The organism is Nocardia sp. NPDC059240 (assembly GCF_042753865.1).
Lineage (GTDB): Bacteria > Actinomycetota > Actinomycetes > Mycobacteriales > Mycobacteriaceae > Nocardia.
The window spans coordinates 281,438-303,204 of record NZ_JBHZAC010000003.1; the positions used below are offsets into that span (position 1 = coordinate 281,438).

The window sequence follows — 21,767 nt, forward strand, 5'->3', positions numbered from 1 at the left end:
GAGTTCCGATGTCACGACTCCAGGCGGAGCAGGGGAACGATGTGGAGGCGGTGATCGAGCGGCTCATCGACGCCAGCGTCGCCTACACCATCGACGAGATGACCGGGGATCGGCTTGTCGCACAGGTTGATTCGATCCTGGGCGACATCTTCACGGTCGAGGAGAGCCTGAAGGTCTCCGACATCCTCGATCGCGCGTCGGTTCAGGCGTCCGCGCTGACGCTCATCGAGGTGCTCAACAGCAGTGCCCTCAACCGGCACCTGTTCGAGGCGCTCGCCGACGCCATCTACGACCTGGCGGCCAATGAACGCTTCCGGCTCGGAGATGTGCTCAACCGCAACGCCATCGAGCATCTGATCGTCACGGTCGCGGGCATGCACACACTCTTCGAGCGCGGACTCGACCGCTTCGCCGAGAGCCCGATGGTCGCGCACGTCGCCTCCACCTTCGTCAATCGCATCGTCTCCGGGGTCGGCGATGCCGCCCGCAGCCGGGCCCAGCGCATCCCGGTAGTGAAAACCGCGCTCTCCCTGGGCGACAGGACCGTCGGCAAGGTGTTCAGCGCCGGCGACAAGGCCTTCGGTGAGCGCCTCGGCGACGCCACCGCTGCTGCGGCACAATTCGCGGTGCGGCGCACCAACCACGCCATCCTGACGGTCATCAAGGAGACCCCCGTCGCCGATGCCGCCCTGGAGGTCTACGAGCTGTTCGCCAACGAACCGGTCAGCGATCTACGCGAGTTCATCGAGGTCGAGGAGTTGCGGGCACTGATCTCCGCCCTGTTCGATCTGGCCACCACCGTGGAGAACCCGGACTATCTGGCCGAACTGGTCGGCGACGCGGTCGACATCCTGCTCGGCTACTACGGCGACTACACGGTGGCCGGTCTGGTCAAGGAGGTCGGCCTCACCCCGGAGATCCTCCGCGACGAATTCTGCCGTTACGCACCGCCGGTCCTCGAGGCGGCGAAGCGCGACGGCGTTCTGGCCGGACTGATCCGCCAGCGGGTGGAACCGTTCTTCCGTACCGAGGTGGTGCGCCGGATCCTCACCGGCGCAGCCTGATCGAGCACCGGCACCACAGGAGCCCAGGTCCGACCGGACCTGGGCTCCCGGCGGGCTCGTAACGGGTCAGACCGTGGTTGCCCGGGTGGCGGGCCAGGCGTAGTGGGTGTCGGTGAGGCGTTCGCTCAGGTGCCAGAGCCAGCGGGCGTAGGAGCGGCTGTGCGCGAGGGGGTTGCGCAGGGTGCGGCGGGGGTAGCCGGCGAACTCGAATCCCGGGCCGATGTAGGTGTTTCCGGGGAGGTCGGGGGCGGTGGCGGCGTAGAGCTGCGGGAGGGCGCCCATGTGATCGGGCTGGGCCAGGGCGAGCAGGAGTTGCTGGGGAATGGCGGCGAGGGTGCCCGCGAGACCGCGTTCGCCGTTGCGGTCGTAGAGGTGAGTGGCCGAGAGGCCCGGGTGAGCGGCGGTGGCGGTCAGGGCGGTTCCGGCGGCGCGGGCACGGCGGTCGAGTTCGGCGGTGAACAGCAGATTCGCCAGCTTGGATTGCGCGTAGGCGGGCCAGCGCAGATACAGCACACGCCAATTCGGGTCGGCGGGGTTGATGGCCCCACCCCACGCGGCTATCGAGGATACGTTGACCACGCGCGGCTGCGGGGCGCGCAGCAGGGCGGGCAGGATCGCGCCGGTGAACGCGAAGTGGCCCAGGTGATTGGTGCCGAACTGGGCGTCGAAGCCGTCGGCGGTGCGCGAACGCGGCACCGCCATCACGCCCGCGTTGTTGACCAGCAGATCCACGACGCCGACACTGACGTCGATATGGTCGGCGGCACGGCGCACCGAGGTCAGATCGGCCAGATCCAGCGGCAGCACTTCGGGTTTCGGCCCGGTGGCCGCCTCGGCCACCGCCTCCACCGCACCGGCCGCCTTGATCTCGTTGCGGCAGGCCAGCAACACCCGCGCGCCCTTGGCGGCCAGCGCCTCGGCAGTGCGCAGGCCCAACCCACTGTTGGCCCCGGTGACGATGGCGGTCTTGCCGGTCTGGTCGGGGATGTCGGCCGCCGTCCAGCGGCGCGGAAGGATGGGTGCCGAACTCATGGGTGGATACCCCCTGCGTCGAGATGGTCGAAATCCGCGAAGAATACTGTCCCAGACAATGTATCCGATGGTGTTAGGATGCGACAGCCCGGCGGCTAGCGGCCGCCGCGGAAGGACCGACGAAGGGTCTCACATGGCCGTCCACAACCACACCTACGACAGCGCGATCGAGCTCCGGCCGAACCCGGTGGAACGCCTGCTGCGGCACCTGGTTTCCCGATTCGCGGCCTGGGCCGGCCCCAAACTGCGCGCGGCCGGGAAGTTCGTACTGACCGAACTGATCCGCGGCGTGATCGCAGCCGCCCTGCTCGGATTCGCCTTGGTGGCGGCAATTTACGGGGCCTCGTACTTCATCGACTTCCTGATCGGCGTGCTCGATACCCGACTACCGCACTGGGCATCGCTGCTCATCACCGCGACCGCCCTGCTGATCCCCGCCGGGGCGGCCACGCTCCTCGGCCTGTGGCAGCTGTCCACCATGAAGACCGCCCGGGCCGGAGCCGGCATTCTTACCCGGCTCGCCACCCTCAGGCGGTACGCCGGTCTGTCGGCGCATCCACCGCAGTACTGAAGTGCAGTTCCGGGGTCGCACACAACGAGGTGAGCACATGACTGTTCGTTGGACCGGACGACGGCCGGGGAGCACGACGGGCACGCCGCCGGTCCGCCGGGCGGTCCGCACCGCCAAGCTCGCCGGACTGCCCGTCGCGTTCGCCGGTCGGCAGGCCGCCGGGATCGGCAAAAGGGCCCGGGGACGGACCGCCGCCGAGATCGACCTCGATATCCAGATGCGCACGGCTCAGCACATTTTCGAGGTGCTCGGCGAGCTCAAGGGGTGCGCCGCGAAACTCGGGCAGTTGCTGTCGATCTTCGAACTCGCGCTCCCGCACGGCGCCGCCGAGCCCTATCGGCATGCGCTCACCCGGCTGCAGGAGGCCGCACCGATCATGTTGCCCGCCACGGTGCGTGACGCCATGGCCGCCGGGCTGGGCAACGACTGGCACGACAACTTCCGCGCCTTCGACGACAAGCGGGCGGCCGGAGCCTCCATCGGACAGGTGCATCGCGGTATCTGGCGCGACGGGCGGCCGGTCGCGGTGAAGGTGATGTATCCGGGCGTGCGAGCCTCGGTGCTCGACGATCTGGATCAGCTGCGGCGCGTCTCGGTGCTGGCGAGCGTGTTCTTCCCGGCGGCGGACGTGAAGCCGATCACCGAGGCCGTATGTTCCGGTATCGCAGCGGAACTCGACTACGCGACCGAAGCCGACACGCAGCGCCGCTTCGCCGCGACCTACGCCGACGACCCCGATTTCGTGGTGCCGCGGGTGACCGCCCAGCGCGGCGATGTGATCGTCACCGAATGGCTCACCGGCACACCGGTATCGCGCATCCTCGACTCCGGCGCACCGGAGGAACGCAGCCGCGTCGGCATGCTGATCGCACGGTTCGTGCTGTCGTCGGGCGTGCGCACCGGCTGGGCCTACTGCGATCCCCATCCCGGCAACTTCCGGGTGCTGCCCGACGGACGGCTCGGCGTCGTCGACTTCGGGGCGTGCGCGCCGTGGCCACCCGCCGATTTCGGCGATCTGGTCACCGACGTCGTGGGCGCGACCGTCAACGGTCTACCGCATCAGCTCGAAATCGCCTTCCGCCGCCACGGATTCGCGGCCGCGGGCCGGCCAATCGAGCTCGAGCCGCTGGCCGAAGCCCTGCGCATGGTGCTCGAGCCCCTCATGACACCGACCTTCCGCATCGATGCCGACTGGCTACGCAGGCAGGTACGGCGCTTCATGGAACCGCGCCTGAGCAACGCCAACCGGCAACTGACCGCGCCACCGGCACTCGTCCCGTTCGGCCGCGCCGTGCTCACGCTCATGGGCGTCGCCGCGCAACTCGGCACCGAGGGACCGATCCGCACCGAAATCGCGCGCTGGGTACCGGAAGTCGCGGCGGTCCTGGAACGCTACGACGCGTGCCACGCCAACCCGACCGACCTCGGTATCGCGCGGCACCTGCGCAGCGTCCCCGCGACCGGGCGGCGGTCCGAGGCCGGCTGAGGCAAGTATCGTCGGAACCGCCGGTCGAGTCACCGGCGGATCGGGGGGGACCGTGACCGAAACAGCCGAGGACACCCGCCTCACGCCCGACGCTCGGGTGACGAGAATTCCTTACAGCGCCGTCACTTTCGGCGTCTGCCTGGCAACGGCGCTCGGGCTGGAGGTGTGGGTACTCACCGGTTGCCCGGGTGGAGCACTCGCGTTGACCGCCCTCGTCCTGCCGACAGCATTGATCTTCCCGGTGTTTCCCCGGCGATTCCGGGAGTTCGCGACCGGCATTGTCTTCGGCTGGATCACCGTGCCGTTGAGCATGTGCCTGGCACCCGCGATGATCCTGGTGCGAACGTTCGGTTGGATGAGCAGACACAGCGACGATCGCCGACCACGGCCGCGCACCGACGACTCGTTCTGGCGGCTCGCCACCACCGCGGTACCCGTCGGCTGGTTCGCCGCCTTCTGGCTGATGACGTTCACCACCTCCGCGATCACGGGATGGATTGTGCGGCAGCCCCATCCGCTGCCACCCGAGCTCGGGGCACTCACCGGCGTCCTCGGGGTCCTGGCGATCGCCGGATTACTGCTGGTGGACGCGGCGCGCGTCCCCGCCCGGTCCCGCGTGCTGCGCACGTGGGCGCTGGCCCTGGTCGCGGGGCTGCTGCTGACACCGATCCCCTGGTACCTGAAGGAGAACTTCTACGGCCACTGGACCGGGCGACTGGGCGAGGATCGGGCGCGGAGTGAGCTGCGGGACTTCGACATCGACGTGCCTGCCGCGTATCACCTGGTGGTGCTGACCCGGGACACGGCGGATTTCGGCTTCGATTCGGTCTTCGACGGCCGATTCACCGGGCCCGCCACCGCCTTCGACGAGCACGATCGGGTGATGGCGGGCTCTTTCCTGCAGCACCCCCGTCGGCCCCACCCGGTGGCCTGCGACGAGATGAAGTGGCGTCCGGCGGGACTGGACTGTTCGGCCCGGGAGTTGCTGCTCGACAACTCCGCCCCGCCGCAGCGGATCCTGCTCACGCGGTCGGACCATTCCTCTGACCTCTACGTCCATCTGGAGACGCACACGGACTACTGACGTATTCTGTCTGAGACAATCAAGGGGAAGGGGTCTCAGGAATGCTCACCATCATCATTATCGCGGCCGTGATCATCGTGCTCGGCGCGATCGGCGCGGGCATCGCCGCACTGATTCTGCGTGGCTGGGCGAAGGGGGTGCTGGCCGGTGGCGGTTTCTCGGTAAACCCGCTGACCGCCGCGCAACTCGACACATTTCTCACCGACGCCGCCTTCACCGTGACCGCGCGGCGCGAATTCCCCTACCCCGCACACAAAGTCTGGGATGCGCTGCAACTCAATGGCACCTTCTCCTGGATTCCCTTCGTCAACGGCATTCGCTATCGCGACGACTATCGCCGCGAGGGCGCGTCGCGCAGCTTCGACGGGATGCTGTTCGCATGCGAGGAAAAGACCGTCACCATGGCACAGAACACGCGACTCACGGTTACGGGTACAAAGATCTCGATTCCCTTCCTGATCAACGCTTTCGCACAGGATTACCGGCTCACCGAGAGCGAGGGCATCACCACCCTGAACTGGACCATCGCCGTCAGCCCCCGCATCGGATCGTTCCTGCCGATGCGCTGGGCGGCGCCGTTCGTGCGGCCGTTCCTGACGATCGGCATCAAGGGATTGGCGGCGCGCATCTGAGTGTCGGCGCGCCGCAATGGAATTCTCGGGCTAGCCTCGCAGCAGCTCGCGAATGTTCTGCAGGACTTGCCGATTGCTGGAAAAGGATACGAAAAAGTGAATAGCCTGGCAGATTTTTCCACCCGCAACGGCGGATTCCGCTCCGTCGTGGTGACCGCGGTCGAGATGACCACCTCGATCGCCCCCGATACGGAAGGCACCTGGCAGGGCCTGCTGGCGGGGGCGAGCGGCATCGCCACCCTCACCGATCCGGAAATGACCAAGCTCGCACTGCCGGTCACCATCGGCGGCAAACTCGCGGCGGATCCGACGAACGAATTGGACCGGATCAAGAAGCGCCGCATGTGTTACGTGCAGCAGATGTCGTATGTGATGGGCAAACGCCTCTGGGCCACCGCGGGCAGCCCCGAGGTCGACAAGGACCGGCTCGGCGTGTGCATCGGCACCGGGCTCGGTGGCGCGGACACCATCGTGGACGCCAATGACGCCATGCGCGATCACGGTTACCGCAAGGTGTCGCCGTTTGCGGTCCCCATGTCCATGCCCAACGGTGTCTCCGGCGTGGTCGGGCTGGAGCTCGGGGCGCGCGCCGGCCTGGTCACCCCGGTCTCGGCGTGCGCGTCCGGCAACGAGGCGCTGGTGCACGCCTGGCGGTCCATCGTGCTCGGCGAGGCCGACATGGTGGTGGCCGGAGGCGTGGAGGGCTACATCAATCCCGTTGCCATTGCCGGATTCTCCATGGCACGCGCGCTGAGCACCCGCCTCGACGAGCCCGAACGCGCCTCGCGGCCCTTCGACCGCGATCGCGACGGATTCGTCTTCGGTGAGGCCGCCGCGTTGCTGCTGGTCGAATCCGAGGAGCATGCGCTGGCGCGCGGGGCCAAGCCGCTGGCGCGACTGCTCGGGGCCGGGCTCACCGCCGATGGCTACCACATGGTCGCCCCCGATCCGGAGGGTCTGGGCTGCGCGCGGGCCATGCGCCGGGCCCGGGAATCCGCCGGTGTCGCCGCCGCCGAGATCGACCACGTCAATGCGCACGCCACCGGCACCAGCATCGGAGATCTGGCCGAGGCCAAGGGGATTGCGGCGGCCATCGGCAATCACCCCTCGGTGTACGCGCCCAAATCCGCACTGGGGCATTCGGTGGGCGCGGTCGGTGCGCTGGAAGCCATCATCTCCGTGCTGACGCTGCGCGATCAGGTGATCCCGCCGACGCTGAACCTCGAAAACCAGGACCCCGAGGTCGATCTGGACGTGGTGCACACCAAGCCGCGCCACACCGATGTCGAGTTCGCGATGAACAACTCGTTCGGGTTCGGCGGCCACAATGCCGCCGTCCTGTTCGGCCGGTACTGATTCTCGGCCGCTACTGATTCTCGAAACGCTCGAGTTTGCGGGCCAGATAGTCGTCCATCCGGGTGAGCACTCCGCGGCTGCTCACCCGGGCACGCAAACCGGTGAGCCGGTCCGGCTTGAAGATCCGCGCCGCCAGGCGCGCGCCACCCGGTGAGACCCGGGTGGCGAGGTAGAGGGCGCGGGCCTCGATGGGCGTCGGCACCACGGCGGGATTGCGGCCCGCCACCCGGACGATGGTGCGCGCGATACTGTCCGGACTGTGCGCGACGAAGCGCTGCGCGAGCGCCGAGACGCTCAGCGTGCGCGCGGCTTCGGCCGAGTCCTCCGCATCGGCGTCGGCATCCTCGTAGAGGCCGGTGTGCACCAGCGCGGGGCAGACCGCGGTGACGCCCACCCCGGTTCCGGCGAACTCCAATCGCAGTCCCTCGGTGAGCATCTGCGCGGCGGCCTTGGTGGCGCAGTACGGGGTGCTGAGCGGGATCGGCGTGAAGGCGGCCACCGAGGTCACATTGATGATGCGACCGCCACGTCCGGATTCACTCATCTGCCGCCCGAAGTAGGTGCAGCCGTGCACGAGTCCCCAGACGTTCACGCCCATCAGCCGTTCCCATTCGTCGAGGGTGTGCTCGAGAAACGGTCCGGCCGTGGTGTATCCGGCATTGTTGACCAGCACCTTCGGGGTGCCGAATTCGGCGTGCACGTCCTCGGCGAAGCTCTCCATGGCCCGGGCGTCGGCCACGTCGACCGCGAACGGCGTGGCGTCTCCACCGAATTCGGTGATGGCCTCGGCGGTCTGCACCGCCCGGTCCTTGTCCAGGTCCGCGACGATGACCACGGCCCGTTTGCGCGCGAAGCGCTGCGCCACCGCGCGGCCGATGCCCGCGCCGGCACCGGTGATGACGACAACCTCGTTGTCGAAGCCTGTCATGAGTGGTTCCCCTGTTTCCGCTGCGGTGCCGCTACCGGTGGCGTCTACTGTCCCAGACAGTGTACACTCTGATCTCTCCACCGGAGGAGCAGAATGCGGAGACCATTTCCCCCACGGCGACCACTTCGCCCGAAGATCGCCGTGGTGACCGGAGCAGGCAGCGGCATCGGACGCGGCACCGCCAAGTCCCTCGCGGCCCGCGGCGCCGAAGTCGTGGTCGCCGACATCAACTACGCGACCGCCAAAGACACAGTGGCCCTGATCCGTTCGGCCGGAGGTGCGGCCGTCCCCTACGCCCTGGATGTGGGTGATCCGCTGGCCCTGGAGGCCTTCGCCAACTATGTCGCGGCCGCGCACGGCGTCCCCGACGTGGTGGTCAACAATGCCGGAATCGTGGTCGGCGGACCGTTCTTCGATATCCGCCCCGCCGATCTGCATCGCATCGCCGACGTCAATCTCACCGCGATCGTGCACGGCTGCAGGCTCTTCGGCGCGCAGATGGCCGAGCGGGGCCACGGTGGGCACCTGGTCAATGTCTCCTCCATCGCCGCCTTCGCCCCGGTCCGGCTGGGCACCCCGTACGCATTCACCTCGGCCGGGATCAAACACTTCAGCGAAACCCTGCGCACCGAACTGGCTTCCGAGGGCATCGGGGTGACCGTGGTGTGCCCCGGGCTCATCGCCACCAATCTGGCGGCGACCGCGACCCTGGCCACCCTCAGTCCCGAACAGGTCGCCATCGCCCGCCAGATCGTCGTCAAGGGAATGAGCCTGATCGGTATGCACCCGGATCGGGCGGGCGAAAAGATCGTGGCGGCCGCCGAAAACAATCGCGCGCTGCTGGCGCTGCGGCCGGAATCGTGGCTGGCCTACGTGCTGACGAGAGCCTTCCCCCGCACCAGCCGCACCCTCATGCGGGTGATCAGCGGACCCGAGGTAGAGCGGGTCGCACGATTCGTCATCGACCACCCCGGTTTCCTCGGCGTGGCCCGGGAAGCGGCCGAGATAATGCCCCAACGTCGCGGACTCCAAACGTATTGGGAGCCGCCCGAATACGATGACCCTCCAGCACCCCCGATTCCCCTGAGGAGATGACGTGAATATCGATCAGCCGCCCGCCGAGCCACCGACCCGCGGGGCCCGGGTGATCCTGGTCGTCATGGCCATCACGGTGATCACCGCGCTGGTCACCGCCGCCATGATGGCGGGATGACCGGCGCGGCCGCGCACCTCGCGTGCTAGGCCGCCTCACCCTCCACGGCGTAACCGGGTAGCCACTGCTGCACCAGCCCCACGAACGGGCCCTCGGCATCCAATTGCGCACAGACACCGATGATTCCGCCCAGCACCCGGCCCAGCATCACCAGGTCGGGCAGCTCCGGCGGCGTCCGGACCGCGAAGGTGTTGTTCATCGACATGTTCTTCACGTCCATGGCGCGGATCATGTGCTCCTGCAACATGCGGCGGCTGAGGTGCACGGTGTCGCCGCTCAGTTCGGCGACGATCGGCGCGACCACGTTCTTGACCGGATCCAGGTCGAGTTCGTGACCCGGACGCACGAAACCGTTGGCGCGCAGCGTCGCCAGCAACAGGTCGTAGTCCTCGGCCATGGCGTGGCGGGCCAGTTCGCCGACCACCGGCGGCAATCCGTCGGGCAGGGCGATGGTCGCACCGAAGTCGATGATGCCCAGCCGGCCGTCGGGCAGCAGCTGATAGTTGCCCGGATGCGGATCGCAGTGCAGCTGGCCGACCCGCGCCGGACTGCTGAGCCCGAATTCGGCCAGCAGCAGTCCGGCCCGATTGCGCTGCGCGACCGTGCCTTCGGCGATGACGCGGCTCAGTGGCACCGCCTCCATCCATTCGGTGACCAGCACCTTCGGCGCGCTGGCGATCACCTTCGGCACGAAGAACCGCGGGTCGTCGGCGAAGGCGCGCGCGAAGGTGCGCTGATGGTCGGCCTCGATGCGGTAGTCGAGCTCGTCGGCGGTGCGGTCGATGAACTCGTCGATGAGCGACTTCATGTCCACGCCCGGCATGAAGACGCCGAAGGTGCCGGTGAGCATGCGCAGCAGTTTGAGGTCCGACAGCAAAGCCACGTCGGCGCCGGGGTATTGGATCTTCACCGCGACGACGCGGCCGTCCTTCCACACCGCGCGGTGCACCTGGCCGATGCTGGCCGCCGCCACCGGCTGATCGTCGAATTCGGTGAAGCGCTCGCGCCAGCGGGTGCCCAGCTGCTCGTCCAGCACGCGGTGCGCCTGGTGGGTGGGCATGGGCGGGGCCTGATTCTGCAGGCGGGTCAGCGCATCCCGATAGCGGTCGGCGAATTTCGGCGGCACCGCGGCCTCGGCGACGCTGAGCGCCTGCCCGAGTTTCATGGCGCCGCCCTTGAGTTCGCCCAGTACGCGGAAGATCTCGTCGGCGGCCTTGTCGATGAGCGCCTCGTCGACGGTGCCGCGTTCCGCGCCGGTCATGATGGCCTTGCCGGTGGCGGTCAGGCGGCGGGCCATGATCCCCATGGGCAGGGCGGCCAGTTTCGCCGAGCGGGCCAGACCGGTTCGTCTCTTGCCTGCCATGGGGTGCCTCGATTCGTTCGCCGTTGAATACCGTGCCGGGGGCACATGCCGAACATAAATTGTCTGAGACAATCAGTCAATCGGTGTGCGCCACACCACTTTTGCGAACGGACAATACGCACAAAAGGCAATCCCGGCCCCGCGTGCGCGCGGAAGCCGGGATCGAGACGGATGGGTGACGGCGCGATCAGGCCGTCGCGCTGTGCCGCTGCTCCCCGGAATCGGTGTCGAGACCGACCAATTCGTCGAACCGGGCCAGCACCTTCGTGTGGTACATGGCGAACAGATCCTCGAACAGCGCCAACTGCGCCTGCGAGGGCCCGGTCTCGGACTCCCACACCGCCAGCAGCGCGCGCCACACCAGCACGTGCAGATCGGCCGACACCGCGAAGTAGGCCTCGACCGCCTCCGGCACCTCGAACAGCATCTCCCCCACCGAGTTCAGCACCGCGCGCTGCAGGGTGTGGCCGAGATCGGTGAGCACCGTGCGCACCAGATCGACCTCGAGCTCGAGCATCCGGGCGTGATCGGGTTCGGCGCTGCGCGCCTCGGTCTCGAGCTCGTCGACCGCGGCGGTCAACGTGGCGGCATCGGCGGATTGCTCACTCGCGGTGTAATCGAGCAAGGCCTCGAGCACGATGGCGCGTTCGGCCGCCACGATATTGCCGAACATCTCCGCGGCCAGCTCGGGCGCGGGCATGGACAGCCGGAACAGCCGGCGGTACACGTCCACTCCCCCGGCCCGGCGCACATCACGCACCGTGAAGCCGCGGCCGCGATGCGCGTCGACGAAGCCGTAGGATTCCAATCGGCCCAGCACCAATTGCGCCGTCGCCCGATTCATCTCGAATTCCTCGGCGACCTGGCGGACCGACGGCATCAGATCGCCCGGCGCGAGCTCTCCGGTCGCGACACGGCGAGCGAGCTCGTCCGCGACATCGGTGACCACCGTCTGGGCACCCATCCCGTCACCTTTCGACAACTATCGGATACGTCCCAGACAGTTTATGCTGTTGTGTGCCAAACTGCACGTGCATACGCGCCGTTCGGCCCGGAATCTGATATGACGATCGCCACGTATCGTGGAGACGTAAGGCACCCGGGCAGTGGGAATCGGGCCGTATGCCGCGCACACGACGAGGTGAGCAATGTCGATTCGGCGGATCGGTGGACGCCAAGGGGGAGACGGGCCGCCGGTGCGCGCCGCCGTCCGCAATGCCAGGATCGCCAGTCTCCCAGTCGCATTCGCCGGACGTCAGGCCGCCGGGGTGGGCAAGCGGGCGCTGGGGAAATCCGCCGCCGAGGTCAATCGCGATATCCAACTGCGTACCGCCCAGCACATTTTCGAGGTGCTCGGCGAATTGAAGGGCTGTGCCGCCAAACTCGGGCAACTGCTCTCGCTCTACGAACTCGCACTGCCCTCGGAGATCGCCGCACCGTATCGGACAGCGCTGACCCAGCTGCAGGATTCCGCGCCGACCATGCTGCCCGCCACCGTGCACGAGGCCATGGCCGCGGGCATGGGCGAGAACTGGCGCCGGCATTTCACCGCATTCGATGATCGCCGCGCGGCGGCCGCCTCGATCGGGCAGGTGCATCGCGCGGTGTGGCGCGACGGCCGCCACGCCGCGGTCAAGGTGATGTATCCCGGCGCCCGCCAGGCCGTACTCGCCGACCTCGAACAGCTGCGCCGGATCTCGGTGCTGGCCACCGTCTTCGCGCCCGGCGCGGACGTGCCCGCCGTGACCGAGGCCCTGTGCACCTGTGTCGCCGAGGAACTCGACTACGCCGCCGAGGCCGAGCACCAGCGTCGCTTCGCGCAGGCCTACGCCGACGACCCCGACTTCGTGGTGCCCGCCGTGCTCGCCCAGCGCGGCGACGTCCTGGTGACCGAATGGCTCAACGGCACACCGGTTTCCCGGATCATCGAATCCGGCGCACCCGAGGAACGCAGCCGGGTCGGCATGCTCATCATCCGATTCCTGCTGTCCTCGTGGTCACGCACCGGACTGCTGTACTGCGACCCGCACCCGGGCAATTTCCGGGTGCTCCCGGACGGGCGGCTGGGCGTGGTGGATTTCGGGGCCTGCACGCCCTGGCCGCCCCCGGGATTCGAGGAGTTGGTCGGCGAGCTGATGGATGCCGCGTTGAACGGCGGCACAGCCGAATTGGACGCCGCGGTCCGACGGCACCGCTTCGTCCGCCCCGGCCGCAGCTTCGACGTGGCGGCCCTCGCCGAGGGACTCGAGGCCGCGGGCGAACCGCTCACGGCCCCGACCTTCCGGCTCTGCACCGCCTGGCTGCGCGGCCACGTCCGCTCCGCCCTCGCCCCGCGGCTGTCGAACGTGAACCGCCAACTCGACATGCCCGCCTACTTCACGCCCTTCGCGCGCTCGTTCCTCACCGCGCTCGGCGTGGTCTGCCAGCTCGACACCGACGGCCCGATCCGCGCCGAATTCGCGCGCTGGTCACCGGAATTGGCGGCGGTGTTCGAACGCTACGACAGCCGCCGCGCCCACCCCACCGATCTGGGCATCGTCCGGCACCTGCGAGCGGTCCCCACCGAACGACGCGCCTCTTCGGTCGGCTGAGCGTCCCGTCCGAAAACCCGCTGGCGCACAGCACATCCCGATACCATTTTCCCGGGAGGTGCGCCATGACGAAGGTGCTCGTGATCACCGGTGACGCCGCAGAAGACCTCGAGGTCATGTACCCGTACCAGCGCCTGCTGGAAGAGGGATACGAGGTCGACATCGCGGCCCCGACAGCCAAGAAACTCCAGTTCGTAGTCCACGATTTCGTCGAGGGCTTCGACACCTACACCGAAAAGCTCGGCCGCACTTGGCCCGCCGACCTCGCCTTCACCGACGTCGACCCCACTGCCTACGCGGCCCTGGTCATCCCCGGCGGCCGAGCCCCCGAGTTCCTCCGCAACAACGAGGACTGCCGCCGGATCGTGCGCCACTTCACCGACACCGACAAGCCGATCGCCGCCCTCTGCCACGGCCCCCTCATCCTGGCCGCCGCCGGCGTCCTGAACGACCGCACCTCCAGCAGCTATCCCGCCCTCGAACCCGACATCCGCGCCGCGGGTGCCACGTGGATCGACAGCCCCGACCACATCGACGGCAACCTGGTCACCGGCCGAGCCTGGCCCGACCACCCCCGATGGATGCGAGCCTTCCTCGAAGTCCTCCGCAAATCCGCACCCCCGCCCACCGCCTGATCGAACCGTCAAGCGGATTCGGAGGCGGAACCGAGGCGAGGAAAGGGCGTGGTGGAGAAGATGATCTCCACCGGCACTTCGAAATAGGCGGCCAGCCGCAACGCGAGGTGCAGGCTCGGGCTGTATTCGCCGCGCTCCAGGTAGCCGACCGTTTGATAGTGCACTCCCAGTGCTTCGGCCAGTGCCCGGCGCGAGACGCCACGCTCGGCGCGCAGCATCGCGATGCGGTTGTAGATGACCTCAGTAGGCACTCTGGAGTGCCTTCTCGCGGCGGCTCGCCACCTTCGAACCGGATTCGTGCCGCGCCATCCGACGCAACACGCTCGGCGCCAGGAGCAGTCCGACCAAGGCCCAACCACCCAGCACCGCAGCGGTTTCCAGATGCCGCCAAGACTGATCGAGCTCGATCGCCACGGTGTCGGCGGGCAGCAGGGCCGACCGCATACCGAGTCCGACCCAGTACATCGGGAACACCTGGGCCAGGCCCTGCAGCCAGCCGGGCAGGGCGGTGATCGGATAGTAGATGCCCGAGATCGCGGTTAATCCCATCAGCGGCATCGTCAGGAAGAAGGTGGCGCGAGGGCCCTCGAGGATCGCGCCCAGTACGGCGCCCAGCGGCAGCACGGCGAGCAGGCCGAGCGCGACCACCCACACCAGGGTCAGCCAGTGGCCGGTGCTGCCGAGCGAGAGTCCGCCGACGATCACGGCTCCAACGCTCAACAGTAGGGCCACCTGGACCAGCACCAGGCCCGCGCTCACCCCGATCTTGCCGATGAAGAAGGCCACCATTCCGTTCGGTGTCGCCTTGGCCCGCAACAGGGTTCCGTCCTCCCGGTCGAGAACCAGGTAGTTCGCGATCCCGTAGAGCCCGTTGAAGACGATCATGCTGCCGAGCACGCCCGGCAAGGCCAGCGCACCGAGTTTCAGCCCGGTCTGGTGGAACGACCCGTCCCGCATGAAGTACAGCGCAATCAGGATCAGGATCGGGAAGAAGAGCAGATTGACCAGATCTGTTGCGTTGGTGAAGGACTGCCGTAGCTCGATTCCGGCACGGGTGATTCCCGCGCGGATCGCGACCATCGTCGGACTCATCGGGTGATCTCCTCCAGCGTGTGCGCCTCGGCCACCTCGAGGCCGGACTCGAATCGGCGAACCAGTGTCATGTACGTGTCTTCCAGGGACGCCCGGCGCACCTCGAGTTCATCGACGCGCTCACCGTGCTGCTTGAACAGTTCGTAGACGAACTTGGTCGACTCGGCGGTGGTATCGACGAATCGTTGCCCGTCCACCGTCCAGCGCACCTCCGCTTCGGTGGCGACACGCCGGGAGAGCTCATCGGGCGAGCCGTCGGCGACGATGCGCCCACCGGCGAGGATGAGAATCCGGTCGGCGAGCTTCTCCGCCTCGTCGAGGTCGTGGGTGGTGAGCAGGATGGTGGTCTGCTGGTCGTCGGCGAGCCGGTGCACCAGGTCGTGGAATTCCCGCCGCGCCTGCGGATCGAAGCCCGCGGTCGGTTCGTCCAGGAACAGGATTTCGGGGCGTCCGACGACACCGATCGCCACATCCATCCGTCGGCGCTGACCGCCGGACAAGGCGCTGATCTTGGTACTCGCCTGTTCGGTGAGCCCTACCAGCGCGATGAGTTCGTCTGCGTCCCAAGGGCGTCGAGTGCCCTCGGTGCCGTAGGGCGTGTAGAACGACCCCAGGTAGGTGAGCAGTTCACGCACCCGCCATTTGGCATGATCGCGCCACGACTGCAGCACCACCCCGACTCGTGCTCGCCATTGCTCGTCACCCTGCGCAGGGTCGGTGCCGAGCACGACGACCTCGCCCGCCGACCGGGCTCGGAACCCCTCCAGGATCTCGATGGTGGTGGTCTTGCCCGCGCCGTTCGGCCCCAGCAGCACCAGGACTTCGCCCCGGTGCGCCTGAAATGTCACGTCGCGCAGAACGTCGGTAGTGCCGTACTGCATGCGTAGCTTCTCGACGCTGAGAACCACGCCCTCACCCACTGCCATGGTTTCCCTCCCGTTGTGGGTCGATGATGATATGTAGCATATCTACTACATTCCGACGCGGCAATGCTCTACTACAAACTGTCGTTATCAGGACGAGAGTGGGGCATAGAACCGTTCTATGCATCCATCGAATCATGGCCGCTACCGGGCGAAGTCCATCTGACAGAGGGTGGATACATGACCACAGTGACCTTCCGCCGGACCGTTGAAGCCGCACCCGCCGCCTCTCGGCAGGCGTCCGCGGCGGCCGTCGAGGGGCGGGAGCCCCTGCGCCACCTGGCCCCGAACTGGTTCGCGGTGGTCATGGGTACCGGCATCGTCGCCAATGCCGCGGCCACCCTGCCCGCTCAGTTCCCCGCTCTCCGGCCCGCCGCCACCGTCATCTGGGCACTGGCCGCCGGACTGCTGGTCGTCCTCGCCGGGGCCTGGCTGCTGCACTGGCGTCGCTACCCCGAAGAGGCTCGCGCACACGGCCGGAACCCCGTGATGATGCAGTTCTACGGGGCACTTCCCATGGCGCTCATGACCGTCGGCGCGGGCACCCTGCTGCTGGGCAAGGACGTCATCGGACTGTCCGCCGCCGTGGCCGTCGACTGGGTCCTGTGGTCGGTCGGCACCGTGATCGGTCTCGGGACCGCCGCGAGCATCCCCTACCGGATGATCACCCGCCACAACTTCAACCCCGATTCCGCCTTCGGCGGCTGGCTGATGCCCGTGGTTCCTCCCATGGTCTCGGCCGCCCTCGGCGCCCTGCTGGTCCCCCACACCCCCGCCGGACAGCTGCGGCTGACCATGTTCGTGGCCTGCCTGGCCATGTTCGGGCTGAGCCTGATCGCCGCCTTCGTCACCACCACCCTGATCTGGTCGCGACTGCTGCACCACGGGCTGCCTCCCGTCGGGATGGTCGCCACCGTCTGGCTGGTGCTGGGCCCCCTGGGCCAGGGCGTCACCGCCGCCGGGTCGCTGGCCAATGTGGCTCCCAGCGCCCTGAATTCGAGCGACGCCGCCGGGTTCCAAATGTTCTCGCTGCTGTTCGGCATCCCCACCTGGGGCTTCGCAATGCTGTGGCTGGCCCTGGCCGTCGCGGTCACCTGGCACGCCCGGAAGTCGATGCCCTTCAACATGACCTGGTGGGGCTTCACCTTCCCCGTCGGCTGCTGCGTCACCGGCAGCACCGCCCTGTTCCAGCACACCGGCGCGGACCTGTTCGCCGTCACCGCGGTCGCCCTGTACGCCCTGCTGGTCGCCGCCTGGGCCGTGGTCGCCGCCAAGACCGTGGGTGCCGTGATGCGCGGCGAACTGCTCGCCACCGCCCGCTGAGATAGCCCTGACCACCCTCGTCCCGGAGTGATCGAAAGATCACTCCGGGACGATTCGTGCCGGAAACTTCCGAAACCTGCCCGCTGTAACCCCTTCCGCTATCTACTGACAGACGTGAACACGCGTCGATGTTTCCGGTGGATGCAGAAAGCGGCGGTTCATGGTGCGACGGGTCGAATCCGAGCGCCGGACGCAGCCGGTCACGAGTACTGGCTCGGGTCGGGAGTTGCGGCTGGTGTCCGGTGACAGTTACGCCGGCTGGGATGCGGTGTACAAGGACAATGTCACCTGGGTGTACGCATTGATGTTCGGCAAGGTGGGCAATCGCCCCGATGCCGAGGATCTCACCACCGAGGTGTTCATGGCCGCACTCAAACCGCTGCGCATCACGGCCAGCGTCCCCGAGGTGCGGGCCTATCTGCGTGCCACCGCACGCACCGTCCTGGCCGCGCACTGGAAGGCGCGCATGGGCCGGGAGATCACCACCATCGACGGCGATATCGCCGATGATCCACCCGAGGAACTGCCCGATTCGGGGGCCGAGGCTCGCGCCAAGGCCGTGCTGTCCGAGCTTCCGGACCGGTATCGGAGCATTCTGGAACTGAGATTCTTGCAAGGGCTCTCGGTGAAGGAGGCGGCGCAGAGCCTCGGCGTGACGGTGGCGAATGCGAAGGTGTTGCAGCATCGGGCGTTGCAGATGGCGTCCCAGTTGAACGAGGGAGGTGTGCGGTGAGCGGGCGGGAAGTGCGGCGTTTCGTCGACGAGCTACTGGCCGGAAAGCAATCGACCGGTTTCCGGCCCGATGAGGTCGAGGCCGAGGAGATGCGCACGGCCATCGAGCTGCGCTCCGCGCGGCTGGGCAGCGACGCGCCCAGCGAAGAATTCCTCAGCGGCCTGCAACGCCGGCTCGCGGCCGAACTGGACGACGAGCCCGCCGAGATCCGGCCCGCCAACGGCTACCGCCGCCGCAACCTGCTGATCGGCACCTCCGCCGCCGCGGCCGCCGCGACGGTCGGCGCGGTGGTGGACCGCACCCTGATCGGTCATGGTCAAACCGGTGCTCCGCCCGCCGCGCAGCAGGCTCCGCTGGCCCCGAATACGGGTGCGTGGCTGCCGATCGCGCGCGCCAGCGACCTGCCGGAGGGTTCGACGATCGCTTTCGATGTCGGCACGGTGAACGGATTCGTGCGCCGCGACAAGGGAAACCCGGTCGCGGTTTCCGGCGTGTGCACCCATCAGGGCTGCAAGCTGTGGCTCGACGCTCCGGCCGAGCGCCTGCGCTGCCCCTGCCATTCGACGTCGTTCTCGGTCGAGGGTCAGGTGGTGTCGCATCAGCTGCCCGTCGCACCTGCTCCACTGCCGACCGTGCAGGTGCGCGAGAACAACGGCACCATCGAGGTTTTCGCACCCACGGAGCCTGCCTAGTCGTCAATAGTGTTCGCGCGCAGCGGTTTCCGACTCGTGTAACCCCCGCCCCTATCTAAAGATGACCGGTTCGCAGCAGCGAACGGACCCATCCCGGATGGAGGCCCGGACACCCATGAGACCCACCCGCAGCCCTCGGCGAGCAGTGCCAGTCAAGCGCACAGTGATCGCCGTCAGCGTCGCCGCGGCAGCCCTGCTGACGGCGAGCGCGTGCAGTTCCAGCGGTGGCGGCAAAGCCCCCGACAATGCCGCCCCCGGTTTCACTTTCGCTTCCGGCACCGCTACGCCCGGCATGGTGCCGGACGGCAGCGGGCCGACCGGTATGCCCGGCATGTCCATGCCGAGTACGTCCGCCGCAGCGGCGGCACCGGCCGGCCCGAATGCTGTCAATATCGACAACTTCGCCTTCGGGCCCAGTTCCCTGACCGTGAAAACCGGTACCACGGTGACCTGGACCAACAAGGACGAAGAGCCGCACACCGTGGTCGCCAACGACGGCAGTTTCCGCTCGCCGACCCTGGGCACCGGCGCGACCTACACCTTCACGTTCACCAAGGCGGGCAGCTTCGCCTATGTCTGCTCGATTCATCCGTTCATGCACGCGACAGTGGTGGTGACCCAATGAGCTACGAGGACGAGGCCCACGATCCGCAGAAGATGACCCGCCGCCAGCTCATGCGCCACAGCGCGTGGTTCGGTGCCGCGGTGGGCCTGGCGGTGGTGGGCGGTGAGGTGGTCTCGCATGTGGCGGGCACCGCGCTCGCCGATTCGGCGCGGCCGACGCTGCGGTTCGCGCAGGTCAGCGACAGTCACATCGGGTTCACCGGTACCGCCAACACGAGTGTGACCGATACCTTCACCGAGGCGATCTCACAGGTGAATTCGCTGGGGTACGAACCGGATTTCGTGATCCACACCGGTGATCTGACCCATCTGTCCACCCAGGAGCAGTTCGATCAGTGCAAGCAGATGATGCAGGGGTTCAAGACTCCGCATGTGTTCACCGTTCCGGGAGAACATGATTCGAGCGATGACGGCGGCTCGCGCTACCGGTCGACCTTCGGTGGCGGGACGCGTGGCGACGGCTGGTACAGCTTCGATATCGCGGGCGTGCACGTGATCGGACTGGTCAATACGTTGAATCTGAAGAACCTCGGACATCTCGGACAGGATCAGCTGGACTTCATCCAGAAGGATGTGGCCGGATTGTCCAGTGACACACCCCTCATCGTGTTCAGTCACATCCCGCTGTTCGCCATGTACCCCCAATGGGGCTGGGGCACAGACGATGCCACCCAAGCGCTCAGTTACATGAAGCGGTTCTCCTCGGTGACCTGCCTCAACGGCCATGTGCACCAACTCTTCACCAAGACCGAGGGCAATGTCACCTTCTACAGCGGCACCACCACCGCGTATCCGCTGCCCAAGCCCGGTGACGGCCCCGCGCCCAAGCCGGTGACGCTGCCGGCGGGGCAGCTGCATCAGGCACTGGGGATCCGTGAAGTCACGTATCAGAAGGGGCAACAGCAACTCGCTATCAAGGAACAAACGCTGAAATGACCGCAGCGCGACGGCGTGTCGTGCGCGGGTCTCACAACGTTGTGATTTCGTCTGCCCGACCTGGCGATGGAAGATCGAAAACGGAGGGTAATCTACTACGCTGGGCAGTAACAAGATGCTGTGCAGCAGTGCGGCGCACGGCGATTACAGGAGGGAGAGCCCATGCCACCCCGCCGTTTTCGGACGAACGCCGCCGCGAGCGTTTTAGTGGCGCTCGTTCTGGTGGTGACGGCATGCTCGTCGAACCTTCCGGGGGGAACGGTCGGTCCGCGCACTCCGGTTGCGCAGTCCATCACCGTCAAGCCCGCGCAGGGGGCAGACAAGGTGGATCCGTCGGCGCCGGTCGAGGTCAGCACCACCAGCGGTGTGCTGACCGATGTCAGCCTCACCAATGAGGACGGCAAGGCCATCGACGGCACCTACACGCCGGACAAGACCGCGTGGAAGCCGAACGAGCAGCTCGGCTACGGGCGCACCTACACGCTGAAGGCGTCGGGCGAGGATATGACCGGTCTGACCGGACCGGTCACCTCCACGTTCACGACCATCACGCCGAAGAACCAGACCAAGGTGTATCTCACGACCACCGGCGGTCAGGCCATCGTGGACGGCAACAGCTACGGCGTCGGCACGGTCATCGTCGCGCATTTCGACGAGGACATCCCCAACCGAGCGGCGGCCGAGAAGCGCATGGTCGTCACCGCCGACCCACCCGTCGAGGGTGCCTGGTACTGGATGGACAACCGCAACGCGCACTGGCGGCCGAGGGACTACTGGAAGTCCGGCACCAAGGTGAACGTGGCGGCCAGCCTCTACGGCATCGAGGTCGGCAACGGCCTGTTCGGCCAGGAGGACACCAAGGCCAACTTCGTCATCGGCCCGTCCCACGTGTCGATCGCCGATGACAACACCCACCAGGTCCAGGTCTTCGAGAACGGTCAGCTGATCCGCACCATGCCCACTTCCATGGGCCGAGGCGGCAGCGAAACCATCGCCGGAAAGACCTTCACCTTCTGGACCATGCCCGGCACCTACACGGTCATGGACAAGGCCAACCCGGTCATCATGGATTCGTCCACCTACGGCCTGCCGGTCAACTCCCGCCTCGGCTACAAGGAGGCGATCAGCTGGGCCACCCGCATCAGCACAGACGGCATCTACCTCCACGAACTGGACACCACCGTCTGGGCCCAAGGCAACACCGACACCTCCCACGGCTGCCTCAACCTCAACGCCGACAACGCCCAGTGGTTCTTCAACTTCGCCCAACCCGGCGACGTCGTAGAAGTCCACAACACAGGCGGTGCCCCGCTACAGGTCTGGCAGAACGGCGACTGGACCCTCAGCTGGGACGACTGGCTCGCCGGTTCGGCCTCCCACTGAATACCCTCGCGCGCGGCGGCTCACCCCGCCGCGCGCGAGACCTCAACCCGCAAACCAACATTCGATGCCCCGTGTGCGTCGAAAATCGATAGCCTGACCGGCAGCG

Annotated in this window: 22 protein-coding genes; 15 read left to right on the top strand and 7 right to left on the bottom strand. The window is 67.4% G+C overall.

Annotation, left to right across the window (positions count from 1 at the left end):
- Positions 1-8 precede the first annotated feature (8 nt).
- Positions 9-1,064 carry a hypothetical protein gene (locus tag ACFXHA_RS11595; protein ID WP_379355568.1) on the top strand — a complete coding sequence of 352 codons (1,056 nt, stop codon included), beginning with the start codon at positions 9-11 and terminating at the stop codon, positions 1,062-1,064.
- A 66-nt stretch (positions 1,065-1,130) separates the two neighbouring features.
- Here the strand turns inward: ACFXHA_RS11595 and ACFXHA_RS11600 are convergent, their stop codons facing one another.
- Positions 1,131-2,096, bottom strand: a complete 966-nt coding sequence (locus tag ACFXHA_RS11600; protein WP_379355569.1) for an oxidoreductase — start codon at positions 2,094-2,096, stop codon at positions 1,131-1,133.
- Between the two features lie 133 nt (positions 2,097-2,229).
- Between ACFXHA_RS11600 and ACFXHA_RS11605 the strand changes: the two genes are divergently transcribed.
- The 5 genes from ACFXHA_RS11605 (at position 2,230) to ACFXHA_RS11625 (ending at position 7,225) form a co-directional block, all read left to right on the top strand.
- Positions 2,230-2,667, top strand: a complete 438-nt coding sequence (locus ACFXHA_RS11605) for a phage holin family protein (RefSeq protein WP_379355570.1) — start codon at positions 2,230-2,232, stop codon at positions 2,665-2,667.
- Between the two features lie 37 nt (positions 2,668-2,704).
- Positions 2,705-4,153, top strand: coding sequence for an ABC1 kinase family protein (locus ACFXHA_RS11610; RefSeq protein ID WP_379355571.1), 1,449 nt, complete (start codon positions 2,705-2,707; stop codon positions 4,151-4,153).
- 52 nt (positions 4,154-4,205) lie between these two features.
- On the top strand, positions 4,206-5,237 hold the full coding sequence (locus ACFXHA_RS11615) for a hypothetical protein (protein ID WP_379355572.1): 1,032 nt from the start codon (positions 4,206-4,208) through the stop codon (positions 5,235-5,237).
- Positions 5,238-5,278: 41 nt separating this feature from the next.
- Complete coding sequence (locus ACFXHA_RS11620) at positions 5,279-5,869, top strand: SRPBCC family protein (RefSeq protein ID WP_379355573.1); 591 nt, start codon at positions 5,279-5,281, stop codon at positions 5,867-5,869.
- 105 nt (positions 5,870-5,974) lie between these two features.
- Positions 5,975-7,225 carry a KasA/KasB family beta-ketoacyl-ACP synthase gene (locus ACFXHA_RS11625; protein ID WP_379356637.1) on the top strand — a complete coding sequence of 417 codons (1,251 nt, stop codon included), beginning with the start codon at positions 5,975-5,977 and terminating at the stop codon, positions 7,223-7,225.
- Positions 7,226-7,235: 10 nt separating this feature from the next.
- On the opposite strand, the gene ACFXHA_RS11630 is transcribed toward ACFXHA_RS11625, so the two are convergent.
- Positions 7,236-8,153 carry an SDR family NAD(P)-dependent oxidoreductase gene (locus ACFXHA_RS11630; protein WP_379355574.1) on the bottom strand — a complete coding sequence of 306 codons (918 nt, stop codon included), beginning with the start codon at positions 8,151-8,153 and terminating at the stop codon, positions 7,236-7,238.
- A 144-nt stretch (positions 8,154-8,297) separates the two neighbouring features.
- Here ACFXHA_RS11630 and ACFXHA_RS11635 point away from each other — a divergent pair, with 144 nt between their 5' ends.
- Positions 8,298-9,248 (top strand): SDR family NAD(P)-dependent oxidoreductase, encoded by a 951-nt coding sequence (locus ACFXHA_RS11635; RefSeq protein WP_379355575.1) that lies wholly within the window; start codon positions 8,298-8,300, stop codon positions 9,246-9,248.
- Positions 9,249-9,391: 143 nt separating this feature from the next.
- Here the strand turns inward: ACFXHA_RS11635 and ACFXHA_RS11640 are convergent, their stop codons facing one another.
- Positions 9,392-10,729 (bottom strand): ABC1 kinase family protein, encoded by a 1,338-nt coding sequence (locus ACFXHA_RS11640; RefSeq protein ID WP_379355576.1) that lies wholly within the window; start codon positions 10,727-10,729, stop codon positions 9,392-9,394.
- Positions 10,730-10,916: 187 nt separating this feature from the next.
- A complete protein-coding gene (locus ACFXHA_RS11645) occupies positions 10,917-11,693 on the bottom strand; it encodes a GntR family transcriptional regulator (protein ID WP_379355577.1) in 777 nt (258 codons plus the stop codon).
- Between the two features lie 184 nt (positions 11,694-11,877).
- Here ACFXHA_RS11645 and ACFXHA_RS11650 point away from each other — a divergent pair, with 184 nt between their 5' ends.
- Positions 11,878-13,320 carry an ABC1 kinase family protein gene (locus ACFXHA_RS11650; protein ID WP_379355578.1) on the top strand — a complete coding sequence of 481 codons (1,443 nt, stop codon included), beginning with the start codon at positions 11,878-11,880 and terminating at the stop codon, positions 13,318-13,320.
- A 65-nt stretch (positions 13,321-13,385) separates the two neighbouring features.
- Positions 13,386-13,955 (top strand): DJ-1/PfpI family protein, encoded by a 570-nt coding sequence (locus ACFXHA_RS11655; RefSeq protein WP_379355579.1) that lies wholly within the window; start codon positions 13,386-13,388, stop codon positions 13,953-13,955.
- Positions 13,956-13,963: 8 nt separating this feature from the next.
- On the opposite strand, the gene ACFXHA_RS11660 is transcribed toward ACFXHA_RS11655, so the two are convergent.
- Genes ACFXHA_RS11660 through ACFXHA_RS11670 form a run of 3 tightly spaced genes read right to left on the bottom strand, consistent with a single transcriptional unit; the run spans position 13,964 to position 15,973 of the window.
- A complete protein-coding gene (locus ACFXHA_RS11660; protein ID WP_379355580.1) occupies positions 13,964-14,206 on the bottom strand; it encodes a helix-turn-helix transcriptional regulator in 243 nt (80 codons plus the stop codon).
- Positions 14,196-15,047 (bottom strand): ABC transporter permease, encoded by an 852-nt coding sequence (locus ACFXHA_RS11665; protein WP_379355581.1) that lies wholly within the window; start codon positions 15,045-15,047, stop codon positions 14,196-14,198. The genes ACFXHA_RS11660 and ACFXHA_RS11665 overlap by 11 nt, the downstream gene beginning before the upstream one ends.
- The gene (locus tag ACFXHA_RS11670; RefSeq protein ID WP_379355582.1) at positions 15,044-15,973 is read right to left on the bottom strand and encodes an ABC transporter ATP-binding protein; all 930 of its coding nucleotides are present in this window, start codon (positions 15,971-15,973) and stop codon (positions 15,044-15,046) included. Before ACFXHA_RS11670 ends, ACFXHA_RS11665 begins: the two co-directional genes overlap by 4 nt.
- A gap of 177 nt (positions 15,974-16,150) precedes the next feature.
- Between ACFXHA_RS11670 and ACFXHA_RS11675 the strand changes: the two genes are divergently transcribed.
- The 6 genes from ACFXHA_RS11675 (at position 16,151) to ACFXHA_RS11700 (ending at position 21,661) form a co-directional block, all read left to right on the top strand.
- Positions 16,151-17,293 carry a TDT family transporter gene (locus tag ACFXHA_RS11675; protein ID WP_379355583.1) on the top strand — a complete coding sequence of 381 codons (1,143 nt, stop codon included), beginning with the start codon at positions 16,151-16,153 and terminating at the stop codon, positions 17,291-17,293.
- A gap of 160 nt (positions 17,294-17,453) precedes the next feature.
- Positions 17,454-18,026, top strand: a complete 573-nt coding sequence (locus ACFXHA_RS11680) for an RNA polymerase sigma factor (protein ID WP_379355584.1) — start codon at positions 17,454-17,456, stop codon at positions 18,024-18,026.
- On the top strand, positions 18,023-18,718 hold the full coding sequence (locus ACFXHA_RS11685) for a ubiquinol-cytochrome c reductase iron-sulfur subunit (protein WP_379355585.1): 696 nt from the start codon (positions 18,023-18,025) through the stop codon (positions 18,716-18,718). The genes ACFXHA_RS11680 and ACFXHA_RS11685 overlap by 4 nt, the downstream gene beginning before the upstream one ends.
- Before the next feature lie 115 nt (positions 18,719-18,833).
- On the top strand, positions 18,834-19,343 hold the full coding sequence (locus ACFXHA_RS11690; RefSeq protein WP_379355586.1) for a cupredoxin family copper-binding protein: 510 nt from the start codon (positions 18,834-18,836) through the stop codon (positions 19,341-19,343).
- Positions 19,340-20,278: a metallophosphoesterase family protein gene (locus ACFXHA_RS11695; protein ID WP_379355587.1), complete on the top strand. Its 939-nt coding sequence runs from the start codon at positions 19,340-19,342 to the stop codon at positions 20,276-20,278. The genes ACFXHA_RS11690 and ACFXHA_RS11695 overlap by 4 nt, the downstream gene beginning before the upstream one ends.
- 162 nt (positions 20,279-20,440) lie before the next feature.
- Complete coding sequence (locus ACFXHA_RS11700) at positions 20,441-21,661, top strand: Ig-like domain-containing protein (RefSeq protein WP_379355588.1); 1,221 nt, start codon at positions 20,441-20,443, stop codon at positions 21,659-21,661.
- Positions 21,662-21,767: the final 106 nt, after the last annotated feature.